This window comes from Stenotrophomonas maltophilia (assembly GCF_039555535.1).
Classification (GTDB): Bacteria; Pseudomonadota; Gammaproteobacteria; order Xanthomonadales; family Xanthomonadaceae; genus Stenotrophomonas; species Stenotrophomonas maltophilia_Q.
In genome coordinates this window covers 4,284,298-4,304,296 of sequence record NZ_CP154630.1, presented here as the reverse complement: position 1 = coordinate 4,304,296, position 19,999 = coordinate 4,284,298, and the positions used below count along the sequence as shown (strand labels likewise).

Below are 19,999 nucleotides of genomic sequence, written 5' to 3'. Positions count from 1 at the left end.
ATCCACGCATGGCGTGGATTTACTTCTTGGCGGCCTTCTTGGCCGGTGCCTTCTTCGCGGCAGCCTTCTTCACCACCTTCTTCACCGCCTTCTTGGCCGGTGCCTTCTTGGCGGCAGCCTTCTTCGGCGCGGCTTCCTTCTTCACCGCGGCCTTCTTGGCCGGCGCCTTCTTCGCAGCGGCCTTCTTGGCACCGAAGCCCTTGCGCACCGGCTTGCCGGTTTCTTCCATCAGCTGCTGCACTTCAGCCAAGGTCAGCGAGGCCGGTTCGCGATCCTTGGGGATCTTGCCGTTCATCCTGCCGTCGCTGATGTACGGGCCGAAGCGGCCGTTCAGCACCTGGATGTCGCTGCCCTCGAACTCCTTGATGATCCGGTTGCGCGCGATCTCTTCCTTCTCTTCGATCAGGAACACGGCGCGGGCCAGGTCGATGGTGTACGGGTCGTCTTCCTTCTTCAGCGAGGCATAGGTACTGCCGCGCTTGGCGAACGGTCCGAAGCGGCCAATGCCGACGCTGACCGGCTCGCCCTTGTCCTCGCCCAGCGCGCGCGGCATCAGGAACAGTTCCAGCGCGTCTTCCAGCGAGATGGTGTGCATCGACTGACCGGGGCGCAGCGAAGCGAACTTCGGCTTCTCCTCGGCATCCTCGGCGGTGCTGCCGATGGCGGCATACGGCCCGAAGCGGCCCAGTCGCACGCTGACCGGCTTGCCGGTCTTGGGGTCGGTGCCGAGCTCGCGCGCGCCACTGGCCTCGGCGCGGTCGACCGATTCCTTCTTGTCTTCGACCAGTTCCTTGAACGGTTCCCAGAAGCGCGACATCAGCGGGATCCACTCTTCTTCGCCACGCGAGACGGCATCGAGCTCGTCTTCAAGCTTGGCGGTGAAGTCGTAATCCACGTACTGGGTGAAGTGGCTGGACAGGAACTTGGACACCGCACGGCCGACGTCGGACGGGCGGAAGCTGCGACCTTCCATCTCCACGTACTTGCGGAACAACAGGGTCTGGATGATCGAGGCGTAGGTCGAGGGACGGCCGATGCCGTACTCTTCCAGCGCCTTCACCAGCGCCGCTTCGGTGTAGCGCGGCGGCGGCTGGGTGAAATGCTGTTCGGCCTGGATGCGTTCCAGCGGGACGCGGTCGCCGGGCTTCATGGCCGGCAGCTTGCGGCCTTCGTCCTCGTCCTCGGCGCTCTTGTTGTCCTTGCCTTCCTCGTACACGGCCAGGAAGCCGGGCACGACCACGGTGGTGCCGCTGGCACGGAACACGTGCTCGTTGCCGGCCGACAGGTCGACGCTGACGGTGTTGAGCGTGGCCGGAATCATCTGGCAGGCCACTGCACGCTTCCAGATCAGTTCGTACAGGCGGCGCTCGTCGTCGGTGAGGAAGCGTGCGACCTGGGCCGGGGTGCGCAGGGTCGAGGTCGGGCGTACCGCTTCGTGCGCTTCCTGGGCGTTCTTCGACTTGGTCTGGTAGGTGTTGGGCTGGTCGGGCAGCGAGGCGATGCCGTAATCGCGGGCGATCACGTCGCGGATCTCGGCCAGCGCATCCTGCGACAGGTTCACCGAGTCGGTACGCATGTACGAGATCAGGCCGACGGTGCCTTCTTCGCCGATTGCTACGCCTTCATACAGCTTCTGCGCCACCTGCATGGTCTTGCGGGTGGTGAAGCCGAGCTTGCGCGAGGCTTCCTGCTGCAGGGTGGAGGTGGTGAACGGCGGCGCCGGGCGGCGCTTGCGCTCCTTGCTGGCCACGTCGGTGACGTGCAGCGAGCCCTGCGCGGCCTGCTGGATGCGCATGCGCGCCGCTTCAGCGGTGTCGCCATCGGTGATGGTGAACTGCTCGAACTTCTGCCCGTCCAGCTTGATCAGCTTGGCGTTGAAGTGCTGGCTGGGATGCGCGCACTCGGCGGCGATCGACCAGTATTCGCGGGCGATGAAGGCTTCGATCTCTTCCTCGCGCTCGACGATCATGCGCAGCGCCGGGCTCTGCACGCGGCCTGCGGACAGGCCGCGCTGGACCTTGCGCCACAGCACCGGCGACAGGTTGAAGCCGACCAGGTAGTCCAGCGCGCGGCGCGCCTGCTGGGCATCGACCAGGTCGCTGGCGATCGCGCGCGGCTGGCTGATGGCTTCCTTGATGGCGCGCGGGGTGATCTCGGTGAACACCACGCGCTGCATCGGCTTGTCCTTGACCAGCCCGCGTTCCTTCAGGATCTCGGCGATATGCCAGCTGATCGCCTCACCCTCGCGATCCGGGTCGGTCGCCAGCAGGATGTCGTCGGCGCCCTTGGCGGCCTTGGCGATCGCATCGACGTGCTTCTCGTTCTTGTCGATCACGTCGTAGTGCATGGCGAACCCGTTGTCCGGGTCGACCGCGCCTTCCTTCGGAATCAGGTCACGCACATGCCCATACGAGGCCAGGACGGTGTAGTCCTTGCCGAGGTATTTGTTGATCGTCTTGGCCTTGGCCGGCGATTCGACGATGAGCAGGTGCTTGGGCATGGCAGCAGGGTCTGTGGGGCGAACCGTGGGGAAGGGGCCGCTAGGGTGGAGCAAATGGCCGCATTAGTGAAGCGGCCACGCGCAAATCCATAAACTGAACGCCCGGTAATGTGCCGGGCGTTCAGGTTTCACCTTATTAGAGGAATCACGCCCGGCCAGCCCGTGTCAAGCAGCCAGGCGTGAGGATGGCCGTTCAGGAGGCCATCTTGGCGATGAAGCCGACCGCGAACACCAGCAGCGCCAGGCCCGCCAGCGACAGCAGGCCGGTCAACACCAGCACCAGCACGGTGACGGTGCCCAGCTCGCGGCGCTGCAAGTGGGGCTGGTCGGTGTAGGCCCAGCGGTCGACCACCAGGGTGTCGCAGATCATGTCGTGCAGGCCCTGCTTGCGCTCGGTGAAGGCCGCCATCAGGAAACCGATGCCGAGGGTGAAGCTGCTCAGCAGCATGGCCCAGTAACGACCGAACGCGCGGGCCTTGGTCAGGCGCTCGCCGTTGCCGCGCACGACCTTGATGCCCACCGCCATCTTGCCCAGCGTGGCGCCGCCCTTCGAGGCATGGAACCAGGTGTAGTACGCCATGCCGATGGCGAAGTTGATCAGTGCGCTGGCCAGCTGCGCCACGATCTCGATGGCCGACTCGTCACTGCCCACCGCACCCATGCCGGCGCCGAGGATCACCCCGAGAATGACGCCGATGATGCTGCCGGGGATGACCAGCACGAAGTAGTCGATCACGTAGGCTGCCACGCGCTTCCAGAAGCCCGCATAGACGACTTCGCCGCCGACCACCGGCTGCACATGGCCGCCGGCACCGAGCGCTGCCGGGGCGCTGTAGGGTGAGCTGCTGAGGGCACCGGTGCCGGGCAGCGGCGCGGTACCGTTGTCGATGGCCGCATAGTCGTTGCGCAGGTCGAAACCGCCACTGCCGGTGGCGGTACTTGCATCGGCCAGGGTCTGCAGCCCGAGCTCGTCGACCACCTGGCGCAGCGCCGCCCACTGGTCCATGCCTTCGCGCCAGACCAGGGTGTCCAGGTTCAACTGGCCGCGCTGGAAGCGCTGGCGGATTTCCTGCACCGGCAGCGGGCCCTGGCGCTGCTGTCCTTCGGCGTAATACCACTCAGTCATTGCGTGTTCCCTGTTGGATCGTCCATGGAGGTGCTGGCATGCGCGCGGCTCAGCCGCGGCACGACTGCGGCAGGTACTTGTCGTCGCTTTCGCCGCTGCATGCCCAGCGGCCACTGTCACGGTCGTATTCCAGCCACAGCAGGTCGCCGTCGATGCCCTTGCCCGGTACCGCCAGCGTTGCTTCGATGCCGCAGTGGCCGTTGTTGAAGCGGCCGATGTTCACGGCCGACAGACCCACGTTGGCGAAGTCGCCCGGGGCCGGGAAGCCGGCGTCGTTGGCGCCCGGGCAGCGGCCTTCGTCATCGGCGAAATGCTGCACCTGGTCCTTCAGCGGCTGCAGCGCGGCCACGGCGCCAGCGACTTTGCTGCGCACGGTGTAGTCGTTGTAGGCCGGCAGTGCGATCGCGGCGAGGATGGCCAGGATCGGCACCAGCACCAGCAGCAGGCCACCACCGATGATGGCGGTCAGCGCACAGCCGGACAGCTTCTTTTTCGGTGCCGGCAGGACGGTGGCCGATGCACTGGTGGCGTAGGGCGTGGACGCCGGCAGTACCGGTGGCTGCGGCGGAGGCGGTGCGACGGGTTCCGGTTCCGGCTCGGGTTCGACCGGCGGTGCGGCGGCGTCCAGCGCCGGCACGATCAGGCCGAGTTCGTCCACGACGGTGCGCAACGGCTGCCATTGCGGCAGTCCGTCGCGCCAGACCAGGGTGTCCAGGGTGATCTGGTTGTTGCGGAACAACTCGACCAACTGTTCCGCCGGCAGCGGGCCTTGCTGCCGGTTGCCTTCTGCATGGAACCACTCGCTCACGGGGACGCTCCTGAATGCGCTATGCCCCCAAGTGTACGGTCAGTGCAGGGGTTCTGGCTCGTCCATGAACATCTGCGTCTCCATCCAGGCATAGGCCGCTTCGGAGCCAGGTTGGTTGAACAGCACCATCAGCACGACCCATTTCAGGTCGTCCAGGTCCAGTTCGTCCTGGTCCAGGGCCATCGCCCGGTCCAGCACCAGCTCGCGCTGGTCGGCGTCGAGGATGCCGTGCTGTTCCAGGTACAGCAGGAAGCCGCGGCATTCCACGTCCAGCTTGTCCAGCTCGGGGCCGTGGTAGACGCGCACGGGGCCATCGACCCGTGCCTGGGCCACGCTCGGCCGCTGCGCGGCCAGGGCGTCGAGCCAGTCGAACGCCTTGTTGATCTCGGTTGGGCTGAAACCGGCCTGGATCAGGCCGTTCTGGAGCGAATCGCGGTCACGGATCAGGTCCGCGTCTTCGCTGAAATAGTGTTCAAACAGGTACAGCAGTACGTCCAGGATGCTCTCTTTCATTGCCCCTCGGCCTGCGTCGCGCGACGCTGTGGAGGTGAAGAAACTAGGGAGTTCGACAGTAGCGGCCGTGTACGCACACCACGATTCCCGCCAGTTCCATGGCCAGCAGCATGGAGGACACCTGGGGCGCCGTCAATCCACAGCGCGTGATCAGTGAATCCATACTGGTTGGGTTGTGGTCCAGGGCCCGCCACAAGCGCTGGTAGTCAGGGTCGTCGGCCCAGCGCGCCGGCAGGAGCGCCGGCGGTCCCTGTTCAGTGGGGGCATCCAGACGTGATTGCAAGCCCGGCAGCTGCTGGCGAAGGGCAGGGGCCAGCAGTTCCAGCACTTCCTCGGGGCGCTCGACCAGTGCGGCGCCCTCGCGGATCAGCCGGTGGCAGCCCGCTGCGCGTGGGTTGAGTACCGAGCCGGGCAGGGCGCAGACCTCGCGGCCGGCCTCGGCAGCCAGCCGTGCGGTGATCAGGGCGCCGGAGCGTTGCGCGGCCTCGACCACCACCGTCGCCAGCGCCAGCCCGGCCACCAGCCGGTTGCGCGCGGGGAAGTGGCCCGGGCGTGCCGGTGTGCCCGGCAGGTACTCGCTCAGCACCGCGCCCTCGGCGGCGATCCGCCCCTGCAACCGTTGGTGGCTGTCCGGATAGGCCCGATCAGGGCCGGTCCCGATCACCGCTACGGTGCAGCCGCCTGCCTCCAGCGTGGCCAGGTGGGCGGCGGCGTCGATGCCGGTCGCCAGGCCACTGGTTACGGCCAGTCCGGCCTCGACGAAGCAGCTGGCAAAGCGCGCGGCCAGCGCGCGTCCTCCCGGGGTTGGCGAGCGGCTGCCGACCAGCGCCACCGAGGGGCGCCAGGCCACGCTTGGATCGCCCGCCACGAACAGCGCCAGCGGCGGGTTCGGGACGTCCAGCAGGGGCGGCGGAAAGGCCGCGTCGGCAAAGGACAGCAGATGGTGGTCGTCGTCTTCCAGCCAGTGCCGTGCCGCGGTCCAGGCGCGGGCGTCGGGGCGTTCCAGTGCAGCGCACTGCTCTGGCGTGCAACCGTGTGCGCGCCAGTTCGCGGCGCCCTGCGCGATCGCAATCTCTGCGTTGCCCGCGGCCTGCAGCAGGGCCCGCCGTGGCGCCAGCGCGCCGCCTGCCATCACCAGGCGCAGCAGCGCCTCATCCATCTGTCTGGTCATTCCCCCACTATCGGCCGGATACAACGAAGGCGCCCTAGGGCGCCTTCGCATGTGACCGTCAGGGTTTGCCGGAGACCGCCCCTGTAGAGTCGACTGTCAGTCGACCATCGCGTGCAGCGCGGGCGTTTCCGGGGGGGGGGGGGTGAAGAGCAGTCGACTAACAGTCGACTCTACACAGTCGACTCTACACAGTCGACTCTACTTCGCGTCCGGGTGCAGGGCGTTGTACCCCACGCGCACCGGCTTCACGCCCTGCATCACCAGCGCGTAGCTGACGTTGTCGAAGGTGCGGAACACCATGGCATGCGCCGCGTACTCGTCCGGCAGCGAGACCCGGCCGGCGCCGGTGCTGAGCGAATCGTCCGTACGCGACGAGTTCGGATACTTCATGCGGTGCGCCACATGGCGGCCCGGGCGCCACAGCGAGAACACGGTTCCATTGTCCACGCCCTGCGTGCGACCCGCCGAGATCGCGATCACGTCGCGGGGGCCGCCGGCGGTGAACATGTCGGTGACGGCCAGCACGCGTACGTCGACGCCCTCGACACCGGCGGCGGGGACATGGGGCACGAACTGCAGGTCGTACGGCCTGGCCTCGATCGGCACCAGGCGGTCGCCGGCACGCACCTCGCGGCCGCCCTCGTTCTTGTCCAGCACCAGGGTGGACGCCTCGACCTTGCCGCCGGCGACATGGGTGATGGTGCCGGTGGCGACCTGGGCCAGCTCATAGCCGAGCACGCCGCGGCGGTGGTTGGGGGCGCTGTAGGCGCGCCACAGGTTGCCGCTGCCCGGGGTGACGTCGCCGTTGGCGGTCAGGTCCTCGGTCGGCTTGGGCTGGGCGTAGCGCACGGTCGGGCGGACGACCGCCCAGCGCTGGCCCACCTGGGCGTCGGCCAGGCGCACATAGACGGCGTGGCCGCTGGTGGCGCGCAGGCGTTCTTCTTCCAGGCCGGCCACGTAGGGCAGCTGCTCGATGCTGTCGACCACGCTCAGCTGCTTCAGGAACGGCTCGACCTGGGCCAGCGGAATGGCGTCGATCGGGGCCTCCTGGCGCGGGCCGGGCTGGGCCGCCACGGTCACCCGGTCCAGGTAGGCCAGGCTCAGGACGTCACCGGGATAGATCAGGTGCGGGTTGGCGATCTGTGGATTGGCCTGCCAGATCTCCGGCCACAGCCACGGCTTCTGCAGGAAACGTGCGGCGATATCCCACAACGTATCCCCTTTTCGGACCACATAGGTGTCCGGGTGCCCGCCATTCACTTCCACGGCGGTAGCATAGGCAGCCACGGTCAGCATCGCCGCGGCGACGACCGTACGAAAACGAAGCAACATAGGTGTGAAGCCCTGATTCCCCAACAGGTCCGCGCACTATAGTCCAGAAACCGGGGCGCAAGGCAAGCGTTGGAGCTAGAATCTGCGACGTATGCCGGCGTGCCGGCCCCCTATCCGGAAACAGCCATGGCCCTTCTCCCCATTCTCGAGTTCCCCGATCCGCGCCTGCGTACCAAGGCCGCGTTGATCGAAGCTGCCGAAGTCACCACGCCGGCCTTCCAGGAACTGATCGACAACATGTTCCTGACCATGTACGACGCCCCGGGCATCGGCCTGGCCGCCACCCAGGTGGACGTGCACAAGCGCTTCATGGTCATCGACGTCAGCGAAGAAAAGAATGAACCGCATGTGTTCATCAACCCGGAAATCGTCGCCAAGGACGGGGGCCGGGTGTACCAGGAGGGCTGCCTGTCGGTCCCGGGCATCTTCGCCGACGTCACCCGTGCCGACACCATCACCGTGAAGTACCTGGACCGCAACGGCCAGGAACAGCAGATGGAAGCTGGCGAAGTGCTGGCCACCTGCATCCAGCACGAGATGGATCACCTGGACGGCAAGCTGTTCATCGATTATCTGTCGCCGCTCAAGCGCGAGATGGTGCGCAAGAAGCTGGCCAAGCAGCGCAAGCACGTGGCGTGATCGCCAATCCGGGCCACCCTTCGGGTGGCCCGTGCCTGCGCGGCTCGCGCGGGCTGTACGGCGCCGGCCGACGGCGCCGTTTTCTTTCCTGCACGAATCCATCCTGCAAGTGGGGTAGCCATGAGGATTGTCTTTGCCGGTACGCCGGAATTCGCGGTGTCGTCGCTGCGCGCGGCCGCGCGCCACCATGAGGTCGTGGCGGTCTACACCCAGCCGGACCGCCCGGCCGGTCGTGGCCGTGGCCTGGCGCCTTCGCCGGTCAAGCTTGAGGCCGTGGCCCGTGGCATTCCGGTCTACCAGCCGGAGTCGCTGAAGGGCGAAGCCGCCCAGCAGCAGCTGCGCGAGCTGCAGCCGGACCTGATGGTGGTGGTGGCCTATGGCCTGATCCTGCCCAAGGCGGTGCTGGCCATCCCGACCCATGGTTGCTGGAACGTGCATGCCTCGCTGCTGCCGCGCTGGCGCGGCGCCGCGCCGATCCAGCGTGCGATCCAGGCCGGTGACGCGAAGACCGGCGTGTGCCTGATGCAGATGGAAGCGGGCCTGGATACCGGCCCGGTGCTGCTGCACCAGGAGCTTCCGATCGCGGCCACCGATACCGGCGGCCAGCTGCACGACAAGCTGGCCGAGCTGGGTGCCCAGGTGCTGTCCGACGGCCTGGGCCTGCTGCGCGCCGGCATCAAGCCGATCGCGCGGCCGCAGCCGGAACAGGGCGTGACCTACGCGCACAAGCTGGACAAGGCCGAAGCCAGGCTGGACTGGGCGCAGGACGCCGGCGCGCTGGCGCGTACCGTGCGCGCGTTCAATCCGTGGCCGATCGCCGAGGCGACGCTGGCCGGTGAACGGGTGCGCATCCATGGCGCGGTGGCGCTGGAGGCGGACCACGGCCAGGCACCGGGCACCGTGCTGGCCGCCGGCCGCGACGGCATCGACATTGCCTGTGGCCAGGGCGCGCTGCGCCTGCGCGTGCTGCAGCGTGAAGGCGGCAAGGCGATCACCGCTGCCGACTACCTCAACGCTCGCCGCGATCTGCGCGTGGGGGCATAAGCGGTGTCCAAGCAGAACGATTTCTCCGTCGCCAAGGCGGCACCGGGCGCGGCCACGCGCATGCTGGCCGCACGCGTGCTGGCACAGGTGTTCACCCGTGGCCGTTCGCTGAAGGCCGAACTGGCCTGGGCACTGCCGAAGCTGGCCGACAGCCGCGACCGTGCGCTGCTGGAAGCCCTGTGTTTCGCTGTGCTGCGCCGTCGCAGCACGTATGACGCGGCCTTGCAGGCCTGGATGCAGAAGCCGCTTTCGGCGCGTGATGCCGACCTGCGTACGTTGCTCATGGTCGGCTTCGCCCAGCTGGACGTACTCGAACTGCCTGCGCACGCGGCGCTTTCGGCCACGGTCGATGCGGCGCGCGCGCTGGGCCGTGAGCGCCAGGCCGGCCTGGTCAACGCGATCCTGCGCCGCGCCCAGCGCGAGGGATTCCCCGAACAGCCTGCGCGCGACGCCTTCCCGGAATGGTTGGCTGATGCGATCGAACGCGATTGGCCGACGCAGGCCGAGGCGATCTTCAGCGCCAGCCTGCAACCCGCGCCGTTGTGGCTGCGTGCCAACCGCCAGCACGGTGGTCGCGACAAGGCCCTGGCGACGCTGGCCGAGGCCGGCATTGCCGCTGAAGCCACTGCACTGTGTGCCGATGCGTTGCGCCTGGCGGCCCCCGTTGCCGTGAACCAGCTGCCGGGCTTCGGCGACGGTGCACTGTCGGTGCAGGACCTGTCGGCGCAATGCGCGGCCGATGCGCTGGCGCCCGCGACCGGTGCCCGCGTGCTGGATGCCTGCGCGGCACCCGGCGGCAAGTCGGCGCATCTGCTGGAGCGTGACCCGAGCCTGCGCCTGCTGGCGCTGGATATCGACGCGCGCCGGCTGGCCCGTGCGCGCGACACCTACACCCGCACCGGTGTGGGCGAACATGCGCAGACCCTGGTCGCCGATGCCAGCGATCCCGGCGCGTGGTGGGACGGCGTGCCGTTCGACGCGATCCTGCTGGATGCGCCGTGTTCGGCCACCGGCGTGATCCGCCGCCAGCCGGATGTGATGTTCCACCGTCGCGCCGAAGACATCGATGCACTGGTGGGCGTGCAGGCGCGCCTGCTGGAGGCCTGCTGGTCGATGCTGCGCCCGGGCGGCGTGCTGCTGTATGCCACCTGCTCGATCCTGCGCGCCGAAAACATCGACCAGGTGCGCGCGTTCCTGAAGTGGCATCCGGACGCCGTGGCACAGCCTCTGGGTGACGCATTCGGCGTGGATTGCGAGGGCGTGGCACGCCAGCGGCTGCCCGGTGACAACGATGCTGACGGTTTCTTCTACGCGCGTCTGATAAAAGCAGGCTGACCCCCGCTGCCGTTTCGAGTCCCATGCTGAAAACCCACGCGTCGCGCCAGACGTGGTTGTTCGTGGTGGTGGCCCTGCTGGTGCTGGGGGCCGGTCTCGGTCTCCGCGATCCGTGGCCCTCTGACGAGCCACGCTTCGCGCTGGTGGCCCGGCAGATGGTCGACAGCGGTTACTGGTTGTTCCCGCATCGCGGAACCGAGCTGTATTCGGACAAGCCGCCGATGCTGATGTGGTGGCAGGCCTCGCTGTACGGCCTGGTTGGCCACTGGCGCGTGGCCTTCCTGCTGCCCTCGCTGCTGGCCGCACTGGGTACGCTGTGGTGCGTGGTCGACCTCGGGCGCCGGCTGTGGACGCGCCAGGTCGGGCTCTACGCCGGATGGGCACTGCTGTTCGCGCTGCAGTTCACCTTCCAGGCGAAGAAGGCGCAGATCGATCCGCTGCTGGTGCTGTTCATCACCCTGGCCAACTATGGCCTGCTGCGCCACCTGCTGCTGGGCCCGGCCTGGCGCTGGTGGTGGCTGGGCTGGTTCTTTGCCGGTATCGGGGTGATCACCAAGGGCGTGGGCATGCTGGCGCTGCTGATGATCGTGCCGGCGGCCATCGCTGCAGCCCTGCACTGGCCCCGTGTTTCCCTGCACGCGCGCGATGGCCGCTTCTGGCTGGCACCGCTGGCCTTCCTGCTGGCGGTATCGCTGTGGCTGGCGCCGATGCTGCTGGCCGCGCTGGGCACCGGGTCGGACGAGTACCGTGCCTACATCAACGACATCCTGGTGCGGCAGACGGCCCGCCGCTACACGCAGTCCTGGGACCATCACCAGCCGTGGTGGTACTTCTTCGGTGTCATGCCAGCGATGTGGATACCGGCGTTCCTGGCGCTGCCATGGGCGATCCCGGCGTGGCGCCGGCGCCTGTGCCGCCGCGATCCACGCTACCTGCTGCCGCTGGCCTGGTGGGTGCTGGTCGTGCTGTTCTTCTCGATTCCCCAGGGCAAGCGTGATGTCTACATCCTGCCGGCGCTGCCGATGTTCTGCCTGGCGCTGGCACCGCTGCTGCCCGGGTTGCTGAAGCGACGGGATGTGCAGGCGGTACTGGGAGGGTTTGCCGCGTTGCTGGCACTGGGATTGAGCCTGGTCGGGGCGCTCGCGTTGCTGGGTGATCCGCGCTTCGAGGTGAACCTTGCCCATGGACGTGGACTGCCGCCCGGCGCCACCGATGCATTGGCGTGGACGATCCTTGCGATGGGGCTCTGGGGTGGCTTGAGCCTGGTGGTGGCTGGCTGGCGTCGAAGCCATCTGGCGCTGGTATCGACCCTGGCCGTGGCCTGGGTGCTCTACGGCCTGCTCGGCTACCCGTTGCTGAATGATTCAAGCTCCGCGCGTGGTCTGATGCGTGACGTCGGCACGCGTCTCGGGCCAGACGCGGAGCTGGGGCTGGTGGCCTGGAAGGAACAGAATCTGCTGATGGCGGACCGCCGCGCGGCAACCTTTGGATTCGAGAACCGCTGGCATGAACAGCTGCAGGCGGCCGTGCGCTGGCAGCGCTTGTCCCCCCTGCATCGCTGGTTGCTGGTGAATGACGATGCGATGCAGGGGTGCATTGATCGTTCGCAGGCGGAGATGGCCGGCATATCCAACCGCCGTCGCTGGTGGCTTGTTCCCGCCACGGCGGTGTCCGGGGCCTGCGTGCCTGACCTGAAGGAGCTGGAGCGCGAGTACCGGCTGCAGGGGCCACCGGATGCGGACTGAACGAATGAGCGACAGACGTGGCCAGCCTGCATCAACCAGCGGCCTGCTCTGTCCTAGAATGAGGACCGCTCCCGGCACCGTGCCGGTCTATCGCTACCGACCTGCCGACCGCACCACGTGACTCCGCTTTCCCTGCCTACCTCCCGCACGACGGGCCTGCTGGCCGGCGCCTACGCCGTGGTGCTGGGCGCGTTGCCGACGTTGCTGATGATCACCATGGAGGGCGGCAGCGCGGGGTTCTACCTGGCGATCCTGCTGTCGGTCGTCCTGCTGCTGGTCCCCTCGGCTGCTCCGCGCCTGCTGCCCGGTTCCGCCCGGCGCTATGCGTGGATGGGCATCGGCATGGGCGTGATGCTGGCCGGCGTGCTGATCAGCCTGGGCGTGCATGGCATCTGGAAGGGATCGGAGGTCGAGAAGGCCGCGCGCCTGTTGTCGATGCTGCTGATCCTGTTCGCCGCGCTGCGGGTGCCGCGCAGGATCCTCGCGCGGGCGATGCTTGGCACCCTGCCCGCAGTATGGGCGGCAGCAGCCATCATTGGCTGGTTGGCGCTGGAGACAGGCGTGCGGCCTGCCACCCAGCAGTTCAATGCGGTGACCTACGGCGACCTGACCCTGTTGTTCGGTGTGCTGAGCCTGTTGTCGCTGGGCCTGCCGGTGACCCGTTTCACTCGCATCGAAGCCACGCTGAAGCTGCTGACCGGCATCCTTGGCCTGGTCGCATTCCTGTGGACACAGACCCGCGGTGGCCTGCTGGCGATTCCCTGCTTCCTGCTGATCGGCCTGCTGGTGATGGGGCGCCGGCTTGGCCGGATGAAGATCCTGCTGGGCCTGGTGCTGGCGGCCGGTGTCGGCATTATCGCCACCCATGATGGTGCGCTGCGCGATCGCATCGATGCTGGCGTGAGCGAGTATGGCGATTGCAGTGCCGACCACCTGGCCGATACCTCGGTCTGCATCCGCCTTCAGTTGTGGACCGCGGCGGGCTACATGATCCGCGAGCAGCCGGTGTTCGGTGTCGGTGGTGGCGATCGCTTCCGCCAGGAACTGGAACGACTTGCAGGACAGGGAAAGGTGTCGGCGATGGTCGCGCGTGATTTCGGCGAGACCCACAACGACCTGCTGTATTTCCTGGCCACCTACGGCGTGCTGGGGGGGCTTGGCCTGGTGCTGGTCTACGTGGCCCCTGCGCTGGTGTTCGTGCCACGCCTGTGGCGTGGCGACGAACGGTCGCGGTTGCATGCCGCGGCAGGGTTGAGCATCTGCGTGGCATTCGCCGTCTTCGGGGTCACCGAAATGATGCTGCGTGACATGCGAACCGCTTCGTTCTATGCCGCCTGGGTTGCCCTGCTGCTGGCCCTGTCCGAGCCGCGCCGGGCAGATCAGGCCGAGGCCAGCACCGCTTCGTAACTGGCCAGGGTCGCCCCGGCGAAAGTCTGCAGGCCGAACTCGCGCTCCGCATGGCGGCGTGCGGCCATGCCCATCGCCGGCAGCGCCTGGCGTTGTTCATACACCGCCCGCACCTGCGCGGCGATGGCGGCCACGTTGCGGGTGGGCACGACCCAGCCGTCGACACCCTGCTCGATGTTTTCCGGCAGTCCCGCGTAGTCGCTGACCAGCATCGGCCTGGCGCTGGCCATCATTTCGCGGCAGGCGAAGGAGATCGTTTCGATGTCGTTGGACAGTACGAAGCCGACGTCGCCGGCGGCGATCAGTGGCCGCGTATCGGCCAGCAGGCCGGTGAAGTGGACCTGCGCGGCGACGTCACCGAGGGCCTGCACCTGCGCGCGTTGCTGCGCGCTGGGCAGGTGCCCGGCGACCGCCATGTGCACGTGCGGGCGGATCGCGTCGGGGAGCAGGGCAATGGCCTGCGCCAGGTCGATCCAGCCCTTGTAGTCATCGGTGCCGGCGTTGCTGACCAGCAGCAGCGCATCCGGGTCCTGCGTCCATTGCCGTCGCATCGCCTGGCCGGCGTCGGCCGGCAGCGGTGCGAAGCGGTCCAGGTCGACGCCGTTGCGGACAACATCGATCGGGCAGCGTCGGTAGGGCCCCTGCTCGAGCAGACGCCCGGTGTGGGCCGAAACCGCAATCACACGGTCGGTGGCCCAGCGTGCCCTGACGGCATTGCCCAGTGTACGGGTGGGCTTGCTGTTGTGCTTGGTCAGGATGATCGGTGGGCGGCGCATGCCGAGCAGTCCCTGCATCACGAAGCGGTGGTCACGAGCACCGTTGACGTGGACCAGGTCGATGCCCTCGTCACGCACCAGCCGGCGCAGCGCGTGTTGCTCGGCCAGTTGCTGTGGCAGGGTCGGCAGGCCGCTGCCAAAGGCCATCGGCAGCGGGGTGGCGATTCCTTCCTCGGCCACCGTACGCAGCAGGCGGCTGTCGGCGGGGGCTGCGACATGGAGCGTGTGCTGGCCATGCAGGGCTCGCGCCAGCGACACGATGTACGTGGTGTGGCCGCCACCGTCGCCGTAGTGGAAGTTGGTGTAGAGGATTTTCATGGGGGATCTTCAGGCAACGCGCGGCAAGTGTGACACAGCCGGCTCAGGGCCGTTCCACGGGAGCCGGAGGATCGGCCACCGCCTGTCCGTTGCCCAGCATCCACAGCATGATGGTTTTCTGCCGTACGTAGTTGGCACGCACATAGGCATAGACCAGGCCGTGCCAGCCGTCGCGGAAGCCGCCGCGGAACAGGAAGCCGCGCCAGAACCGCCAGGCCGGGGCCAGCACCAGTTTGCCCAGCGTGGCCCGCTTGCCACGCGCGAATTCGTGCTCGGCCATCATCCGCGCGTACTTCTCGGTCTTGGCCAGCTGCTGCTGCAATGATCGATAGGGGTAGTGGATGAGATCGCCGCGCAGGGTGCCGACGCTGCCGTCGACGCTGGCCGCCTCGTGGATCTCGCGCTTGCCGCGCCAGCCGCCCTGGCGACGGTCGAACAGGCGCATCACCCGGTCCGGGTAGGCATTGCCGTGGCGCAGGAACCTGCCAAAGTATTCGGACAGGCGAGCGAAGCGGTAGCCGGCGTGGTCGGCGAAGCCGCCGTCACGGGCCTGTTCGATGGCCGTACGCAGCTCGGGGCTGATGCGCTCGTCGGCATCCAGGCACAGTACCCAGTCGTGGCTGGCCTGTTCGACGCAGAACGCCTTCTGGCTGCGGAAGCCCTCGAACACGCGCTGCAGCACGCGGGCACCGGCCGCCTCGGCGATGGCCACGGTGGCATCGGTGGACTGCGAGTCCACCACCACGATCTCATCGCAGAAGGCCAGCGAGGCCAGGCAGTCGCCGATGCGCCCGGCCTCGTTGAACGCGATAATGCACGCCGAGATGCGAGGCCGTTCGATGGGAGCGGTCGTGGAGGACATGATGGCCGGATACCTGTTGTTTGCGACGGAGCGCTATGCGCTGCCTATTCTCGCCCCGTTGGCGCAGGCCTTGCACGCGTCCGGGCAGGAAGTTGCGGCCTGGTTCGAAGGCGGCGCAGCCGGCAGCAGCTTGCCGGGGGTGCCCAACGTTGGCCTGAAGCAGGCCCTGGCAATGCGCCCGCGGGCGGTGTTCAGCGCGGCCAACTGGGTGCCGACCTTCCTTTCGGGGGCCAAGGTACAGCTGTTCCATGGCTTCAATGTGGAAAAGCGCGACAGTGCGCGCGGCCACTTCCGGGTGCGCGGCATGTTCGACCTGTACTGCACGCAGGGGCCGGCCACCACCACGCCGTTCCGCGAGATCGCGGCCCAGCAGGGCCACTTCGCGGTGGCCGAGACCGGCTGGCCGAAGCTGGACCCGCTGTTCCGCGATGACGGTGGCGAGAGCGCCGCACTGCGCGCGCCGGCCGGCGACCGCCCGGTGATCCTGTTTGGTTCTACCTTCACCGAGCGGCTGAGCGCGGCCCCGCACCTGCATCCGCAGATCGCCGCCGATATCGCGGCCGGTGGGCGTTACTGGCTGCTGACCCTGCATCCCAAATGTCCGCCGGAACTGTTCGAGCGCTACCGCGCGCTGGCCGGTACCAATGCCCGCTTCATCGAGCCGGAGCAGGTGATGGCCGCGCAGCGTGCCGCCGATGTGCTGGTGTCGGACACCTCGTCGATCGTTTCGGAATTCATCGTCCAGCACAAGCCGGTGGTGACCTTCCGCAACCGCGTGCCGAAGCCGCACATGATTGATTTCGACGACCAGGCACAGTTGCCGGCGATGCTGCAGCGCGCGCTGCACCCGGACGCCGCGCTGCAGGCGGAAATCGTGCGCTACGCCGATGCCATCCACCCGTACCGCGATGGCCTTTCCAGCGAGCGCGTGATCGCGGCCACCGAGGATTTCCTGTCCGGTGAAATGGGGGCGCTGCGCCGCAAGCCGTTCGGCAGCTGGATGCGCGACCTGCAGATCCGCAAGGATCTGGGCTACTGGGGCCCCTCGCAGCGATGATCGGGGGGATGTAGAGCCGAGCCCACGCTCGGCTCTACAGTAGATCCACGCCATGCGTGGATGCCCGCATCACCAGCGCAGCTTGCGCCGCGCCAGCGCGGCCGCCAGTTGATCCATCGCCTGCTGTGCCTGTGCCTGCGGCAGATGATGCAGGGTGAGTGCCACGTCGCCATGTGCACCGGCGGTATCCAGTTGCAGGCTGCTGGTGCCCAGCAGCTTGTCCAGCGGTGAACGCTGCAGGCGCAGGCCCTGCACCTTGTCCAGCTCGGCCCAGCGCCACCAGCGTTTCCACCAGCCGCCGCGCACGGCCACATAGTGCTCGTCCAGATACCAGCCCATGCGCGCCATCTGCCGGTGTGCGACCAATAGTGCGACCGGCAGCCAGGCCAGCACGACCAGGCCCCAGGGGCCCCAACGCCAGTACGCGGCGACGGCCAGCAGTGGCACCAGCAGCAGCGCGCCCAGGCACAGCCGCCACCAGCCGCGCTGCGGAATGGACTGCCATTGCGCTGGCGGCCAGTGCAGCTGGGGTAGCAGGTGCTGCACCAGCTGTGTGCAGTGTTCGCGGGTTGCCAGCGGCGCCAGTTCGCGCAGGGCGCGGTCCTCATCACGCGAAGGGCCACCGGCGGCACTGTCGATGCGCAGCTGGCGCAGCCCGAACCAGCGCTGCAGGGTGCCTTCGCGCAGGGTCCAGGCCTGTATGCGGCGACGTGCCACGCTGCTGCGGGTGCGGCTGAACATCCCGGCCGACACCGTCAGGCGGCGGTCCTGCTCGACGAGGGTGAAGCCGTGGTAACGCAACAGGGTCAGCACCACTGACAGCATGCGCAGCGCCAGCCAGCCCAGCAGCAGGGCTGCCGCCACCAGCAGGAAGGCACCGGTCACGCCGGGATGCAGGTGGCTGGCATAGCCGAAGGCCTCACGGCCGCCGCGCTGGATGGCATCGTCCATCACCGGCCGCGGCACCGTCTGGAACAGCACGCCGAACGCGGCCACCGCCAGTGCCCAGCCGCGGTTGGAGAGCAGTCCCATGCGCACCACGTCCCAGCTGGACAGTCGCAGCAGCACGTGTTCGCTGTCGACGTCGGCAATGGGCGGCGCATCCACGGCGTCGTCGGCCTGCGGCGCCTGCCCGCGCTGGCGGACCAGCCGTTCCAGCGCCAGTGCCTGGTCCAGCTTCAGTACCCGCATCTCCGCTTCCGGGCGCACACCGCCGGCCGATTCCAGGCGCAGCTCGGCCACGCCGAACAGGCGGTGCAGCGGGTTCTGCCGCACTTCCACGTTGTGGATGCGGGCGAACGGGATCTCGCGGCGGTTGCGCGCCAACAGGCCACTGCGCACGGTGATCGCGTCGCTGCCGATGCGGTAGCGGTAGCTGAGGTACTGCAGCACCGACACCAGGACCAGCGCGGCAATTGCCGTCAGCGGAATCAGCTGCGCCCACATCGGATCGCGGTCGCCGCGCTGGCCGAACACCAGCAGCGCGACCAGCGGCAGCAAATAGTGGCGCAGCTGCATCAGCAGCACGAACAGCCACGACCACGGGTGCAGCCGGTGGTCCTCGGTGCCGGCGGGCAGCGGTGCAGGCAGGGGGGGCGGCAGGCTCACAGGGCGTCGGCGTCCTGGTCGAGCTGGTGGGACAGGGTGTCGCGCAGGCGTTCGGCGTCGGCTTCGTCCAGGCCGCTCACGGTCACCGCACTCATGCGGGTGCCGGCGGTGTGCACGATCAGCGTGGCCAGGCCGGCACGGCGCTCCAGCGGGCCCCGGCGCAGATCGAGATGCTGCACTCGCGAGAGCGGGATACGTGTTTCCAGCTGCCACATGAGGTCGCGGCGCAGGCCCAGGCCCTGTGCGTCCAGCCGCCAACGGGTGCGGACCAGGCGTCGACGGCCCAGCCATGCGCCAAAGGCGATTCCCATGAGCAGTCCGGCTGCAGCGGTCCACAGGCCACCGGGCAGATCGAAGAACCACGCCGCCGCCGCCAGTGGCAGGCCCGGGATGAACAGGCCGCCAAAGGCACCTTCCAGTGCGGCCAGGCGGGCCGCACGTTGCGGCAGTGACTGCCAATCGGTGTCGGGTGGTGCAGGAATCGAGGCGTCGGTCACGCGGGCTCCGTCAGGCAGCAGGGCGGGCGGTAGCGGCCATGGCCGCACCGCGCAGACGGTAGCAGGTCGGCTGCGTTACTGGGCAGCCTGGATCAGCGCATCGACATCCAGCAGGTGGCCGGCGCGGTCGGCCTTGGTGCGCAGGTAGTGCTCGTTCTCGGCGGTGATCTCGCCGGTGACCGGAATGCAGTCCAGCACCTCGATGCCGGCGTTGCGCAGGCGCTGCGCCTTGGTCGGGTTGTTGCTGAGCAGGGCCACGCGGGTGATGCCCAGGCCGCGCAGCATCGCCACCGCGCTGCCATAGCGGCGTTCGTCGGCACCGAAGCCCAACTGCGCATCGGCGTCGATGGTGTCCAGGCCGTCGTGCTGGTAGCCATAGGCGCGCATCTTGGCGGCGATGCCGGTGCCGCGGCCTTCCTGGTCCAGGTACAGCAGCACGCCACCGCCCAGATCCTTCAGTTTGCGCAGGCCGCGCCGCAGCTGGTCGCCGCAGTCGCACTTGAGTGAACCGAACAGGTCGCCGGTCAGGCACGAAGAATGCACGCGCACCGGCACCACGGCCGACAGATCCGGCTCGCCGACGATGATCGCGACCTGGTCTCGCTGCGCCACGCCGCCGCGGAAGACTGCGAAGGTGGTCATGCCGACGTCGCGCAGCGGCACTGGCGAACGCGCCACCAGTTCGTAGTCGTGGGCCGCATGTGCTGCGCCTTCGGCCAGGTCGCACAGGGCCACCTCGGCCGCACCGTCGAAAGTATGGTCATCGACGTCCAGACGCACCGCGACCATCGCTGGCAGCAGCAGGCCCAGGCGGGCCAGTTCCACCGCGCCGGCATCGAAGGCGTCGCCGGCACTCCAGCCTTCCGGCATCGGACCGGGTTCGCGCAGGTAGCCCAGCGAGGGCAGGGCATCGAAGGCCACACCGCTCAGCGGCAGGCGCGCGCCCTGCGGTGCCTCCACGCCGAGCACGCGGGCACGGGTGGCGGTCAGGAACAGATAATGGCGCTCGCGGGCGGCAGTGGCGAAGGCGGCGAAGCTGCTGGCCGTGGCGCTGTCCAGCGCGATCACCGCCAGGCGCTGGCCCTGGCTATCGTGGAGCAGCACCGGGCGACCGGCACGCAGTTCGGCAACCGCGCGCTCGCAGCGGATCGCGGCCGGATCGCCGAACAGGGAAGAAGCAGCAGACATGGCAGGACCGGGGGAGGCGGACATCGCAGTCTCTATGGGGGCGACGGCGTCGTATTCAACGTGGTGCGGCCGC

17 protein-coding genes are annotated in these 19,999 nt (G+C 68.2%); 6 read left to right on the top strand and 11 right to left on the bottom strand.

Annotated elements, in window-relative coordinates; translation table 11 throughout:
• Positions 1-19: 19 nt before the first annotated feature.
• The 6 genes from AASM09_RS19770 to AASM09_RS19745 form a co-directional block, all read right to left on the bottom strand.
• On the bottom strand, positions 20-2,500 hold the full coding sequence (locus tag AASM09_RS19770) for a DNA topoisomerase I (protein WP_100443699.1): 2,481 nt from the start codon (positions 2,498-2,500) through the stop codon (positions 20-22).
• Between the two features lie 193 nt (positions 2,501-2,693).
• The gene (locus AASM09_RS19765) at positions 2,694-3,626 is read right to left on the bottom strand and encodes an RDD family protein (RefSeq protein ID WP_049428925.1); all 933 of its coding nucleotides are present in this window, start codon (positions 3,624-3,626) and stop codon (positions 2,694-2,696) included.
• Between the two features lie 49 nt (positions 3,627-3,675).
• The gene (locus AASM09_RS19760; protein WP_049428926.1) at positions 3,676-4,434 is read right to left on the bottom strand and encodes a pilin; all 759 of its coding nucleotides are present in this window, start codon (positions 4,432-4,434) and stop codon (positions 3,676-3,678) included.
• Between the two features lie 39 nt (positions 4,435-4,473).
• A complete protein-coding gene (locus AASM09_RS19755) occupies positions 4,474-4,947 on the bottom strand; it encodes a DUF494 family protein (protein WP_005411195.1) in 474 nt (157 codons plus the stop codon).
• Positions 4,948-4,990: 43 nt separating this feature from the next.
• Positions 4,991-6,118, bottom strand: a complete 1,128-nt coding sequence (gene dprA, locus AASM09_RS19750) for a DNA-processing protein DprA (RefSeq protein WP_049428927.1) — start codon at positions 6,116-6,118, stop codon at positions 4,991-4,993.
• A gap of 198 nt (positions 6,119-6,316) precedes the next feature.
• Positions 6,317-7,450, bottom strand: a complete 1,134-nt coding sequence (locus tag AASM09_RS19745) for a LysM peptidoglycan-binding domain-containing protein (RefSeq protein WP_049428928.1) — start codon at positions 7,448-7,450, stop codon at positions 6,317-6,319.
• A 126-nt stretch (positions 7,451-7,576) separates the two neighbouring features.
• On the opposite strand from AASM09_RS19745, the gene def reads away from it, so the two are divergent.
• The 5 genes from def (at position 7,577) to AASM09_RS19720 (ending at position 13,620) form a co-directional block, all read left to right on the top strand.
• Positions 7,577-8,089, top strand: coding sequence for a peptide deformylase (gene def / locus AASM09_RS19740; RefSeq protein WP_010481177.1), 513 nt, complete (start codon positions 7,577-7,579; stop codon positions 8,087-8,089).
• A 120-nt stretch (positions 8,090-8,209) separates the two neighbouring features.
• Entirely contained in the window at positions 8,210-9,133 is a 924-nt protein-coding gene (gene fmt, locus AASM09_RS19735; protein ID WP_049428929.1) for a methionyl-tRNA formyltransferase, read from the top strand.
• Between the two features lie 3 nt (positions 9,134-9,136).
• Positions 9,137-10,468, top strand: a complete 1,332-nt coding sequence (rsmB, locus tag AASM09_RS19730) for a 16S rRNA (cytosine(967)-C(5))-methyltransferase RsmB (RefSeq protein ID WP_049428930.1) — start codon at positions 9,137-9,139, stop codon at positions 10,466-10,468.
• Positions 10,469-10,491: 23 nt separating this feature from the next.
• Complete coding sequence (locus tag AASM09_RS19725; RefSeq protein ID WP_049428931.1) at positions 10,492-12,213, top strand: ArnT family glycosyltransferase; 1,722 nt, start codon at positions 10,492-10,494, stop codon at positions 12,211-12,213.
• Between the two features lie 117 nt (positions 12,214-12,330).
• A complete protein-coding gene (locus tag AASM09_RS19720) occupies positions 12,331-13,620 on the top strand; it encodes an O-antigen ligase family protein (protein WP_049428932.1) in 1,290 nt (429 codons plus the stop codon).
• Here AASM09_RS19720 and AASM09_RS19715 read toward each other — a convergent pair.
• On the bottom strand, positions 13,593-14,714 hold the full coding sequence (locus tag AASM09_RS19715) for a glycosyltransferase family 4 protein (RefSeq protein ID WP_049428933.1): 1,122 nt from the start codon (positions 14,712-14,714) through the stop codon (positions 13,593-13,595). The genes AASM09_RS19720 and AASM09_RS19715 overlap by 28 nt on opposite strands.
• A gap of 43 nt (positions 14,715-14,757) precedes the next feature.
• On the bottom strand, positions 14,758-15,576 hold the full coding sequence (locus tag AASM09_RS19710) for a glycosyltransferase family 2 protein (RefSeq protein WP_049428934.1): 819 nt from the start codon (positions 15,574-15,576) through the stop codon (positions 14,758-14,760).
• Here AASM09_RS19710 and AASM09_RS19705 point away from each other — a divergent pair.
• Positions 15,575-16,633 carry a CDP-glycerol glycerophosphotransferase family protein gene (locus AASM09_RS19705; RefSeq protein WP_049428935.1) on the top strand — a complete coding sequence of 353 codons (1,059 nt, stop codon included), beginning with the start codon at positions 15,575-15,577 and terminating at the stop codon, positions 16,631-16,633. The genes AASM09_RS19710 and AASM09_RS19705 overlap by 2 nt on opposite strands.
• A 69-nt stretch (positions 16,634-16,702) precedes the next feature.
• On the opposite strand, the gene AASM09_RS19700 is transcribed toward AASM09_RS19705, so the two are convergent.
• The 3 genes from AASM09_RS19700 to ribA all read right to left on the bottom strand — a co-directional run bounded on the left by AASM09_RS19700 (position 16,703) and on the right by ribA (position 19,950).
• On the bottom strand, positions 16,703-18,241 hold the full coding sequence (locus AASM09_RS19700; protein WP_049428936.1) for a PH domain-containing protein: 1,539 nt from the start codon (positions 18,239-18,241) through the stop codon (positions 16,703-16,705).
• Positions 18,238-18,738: a PH domain-containing protein gene (locus AASM09_RS19695; RefSeq protein WP_049428937.1), complete on the bottom strand. Its 501-nt coding sequence runs from the start codon at positions 18,736-18,738 to the stop codon at positions 18,238-18,240. The genes AASM09_RS19700 and AASM09_RS19695 overlap by 4 nt, the downstream gene beginning before the upstream one ends.
• 75 nt (positions 18,739-18,813) lie before the next feature.
• A complete protein-coding gene (ribA, locus tag AASM09_RS19690) occupies positions 18,814-19,950 on the bottom strand; it encodes a GTP cyclohydrolase II RibA (RefSeq protein WP_100443698.1) in 1,137 nt (378 codons plus the stop codon).
• Positions 19,951-19,999 lie beyond the last annotated feature (49 nt).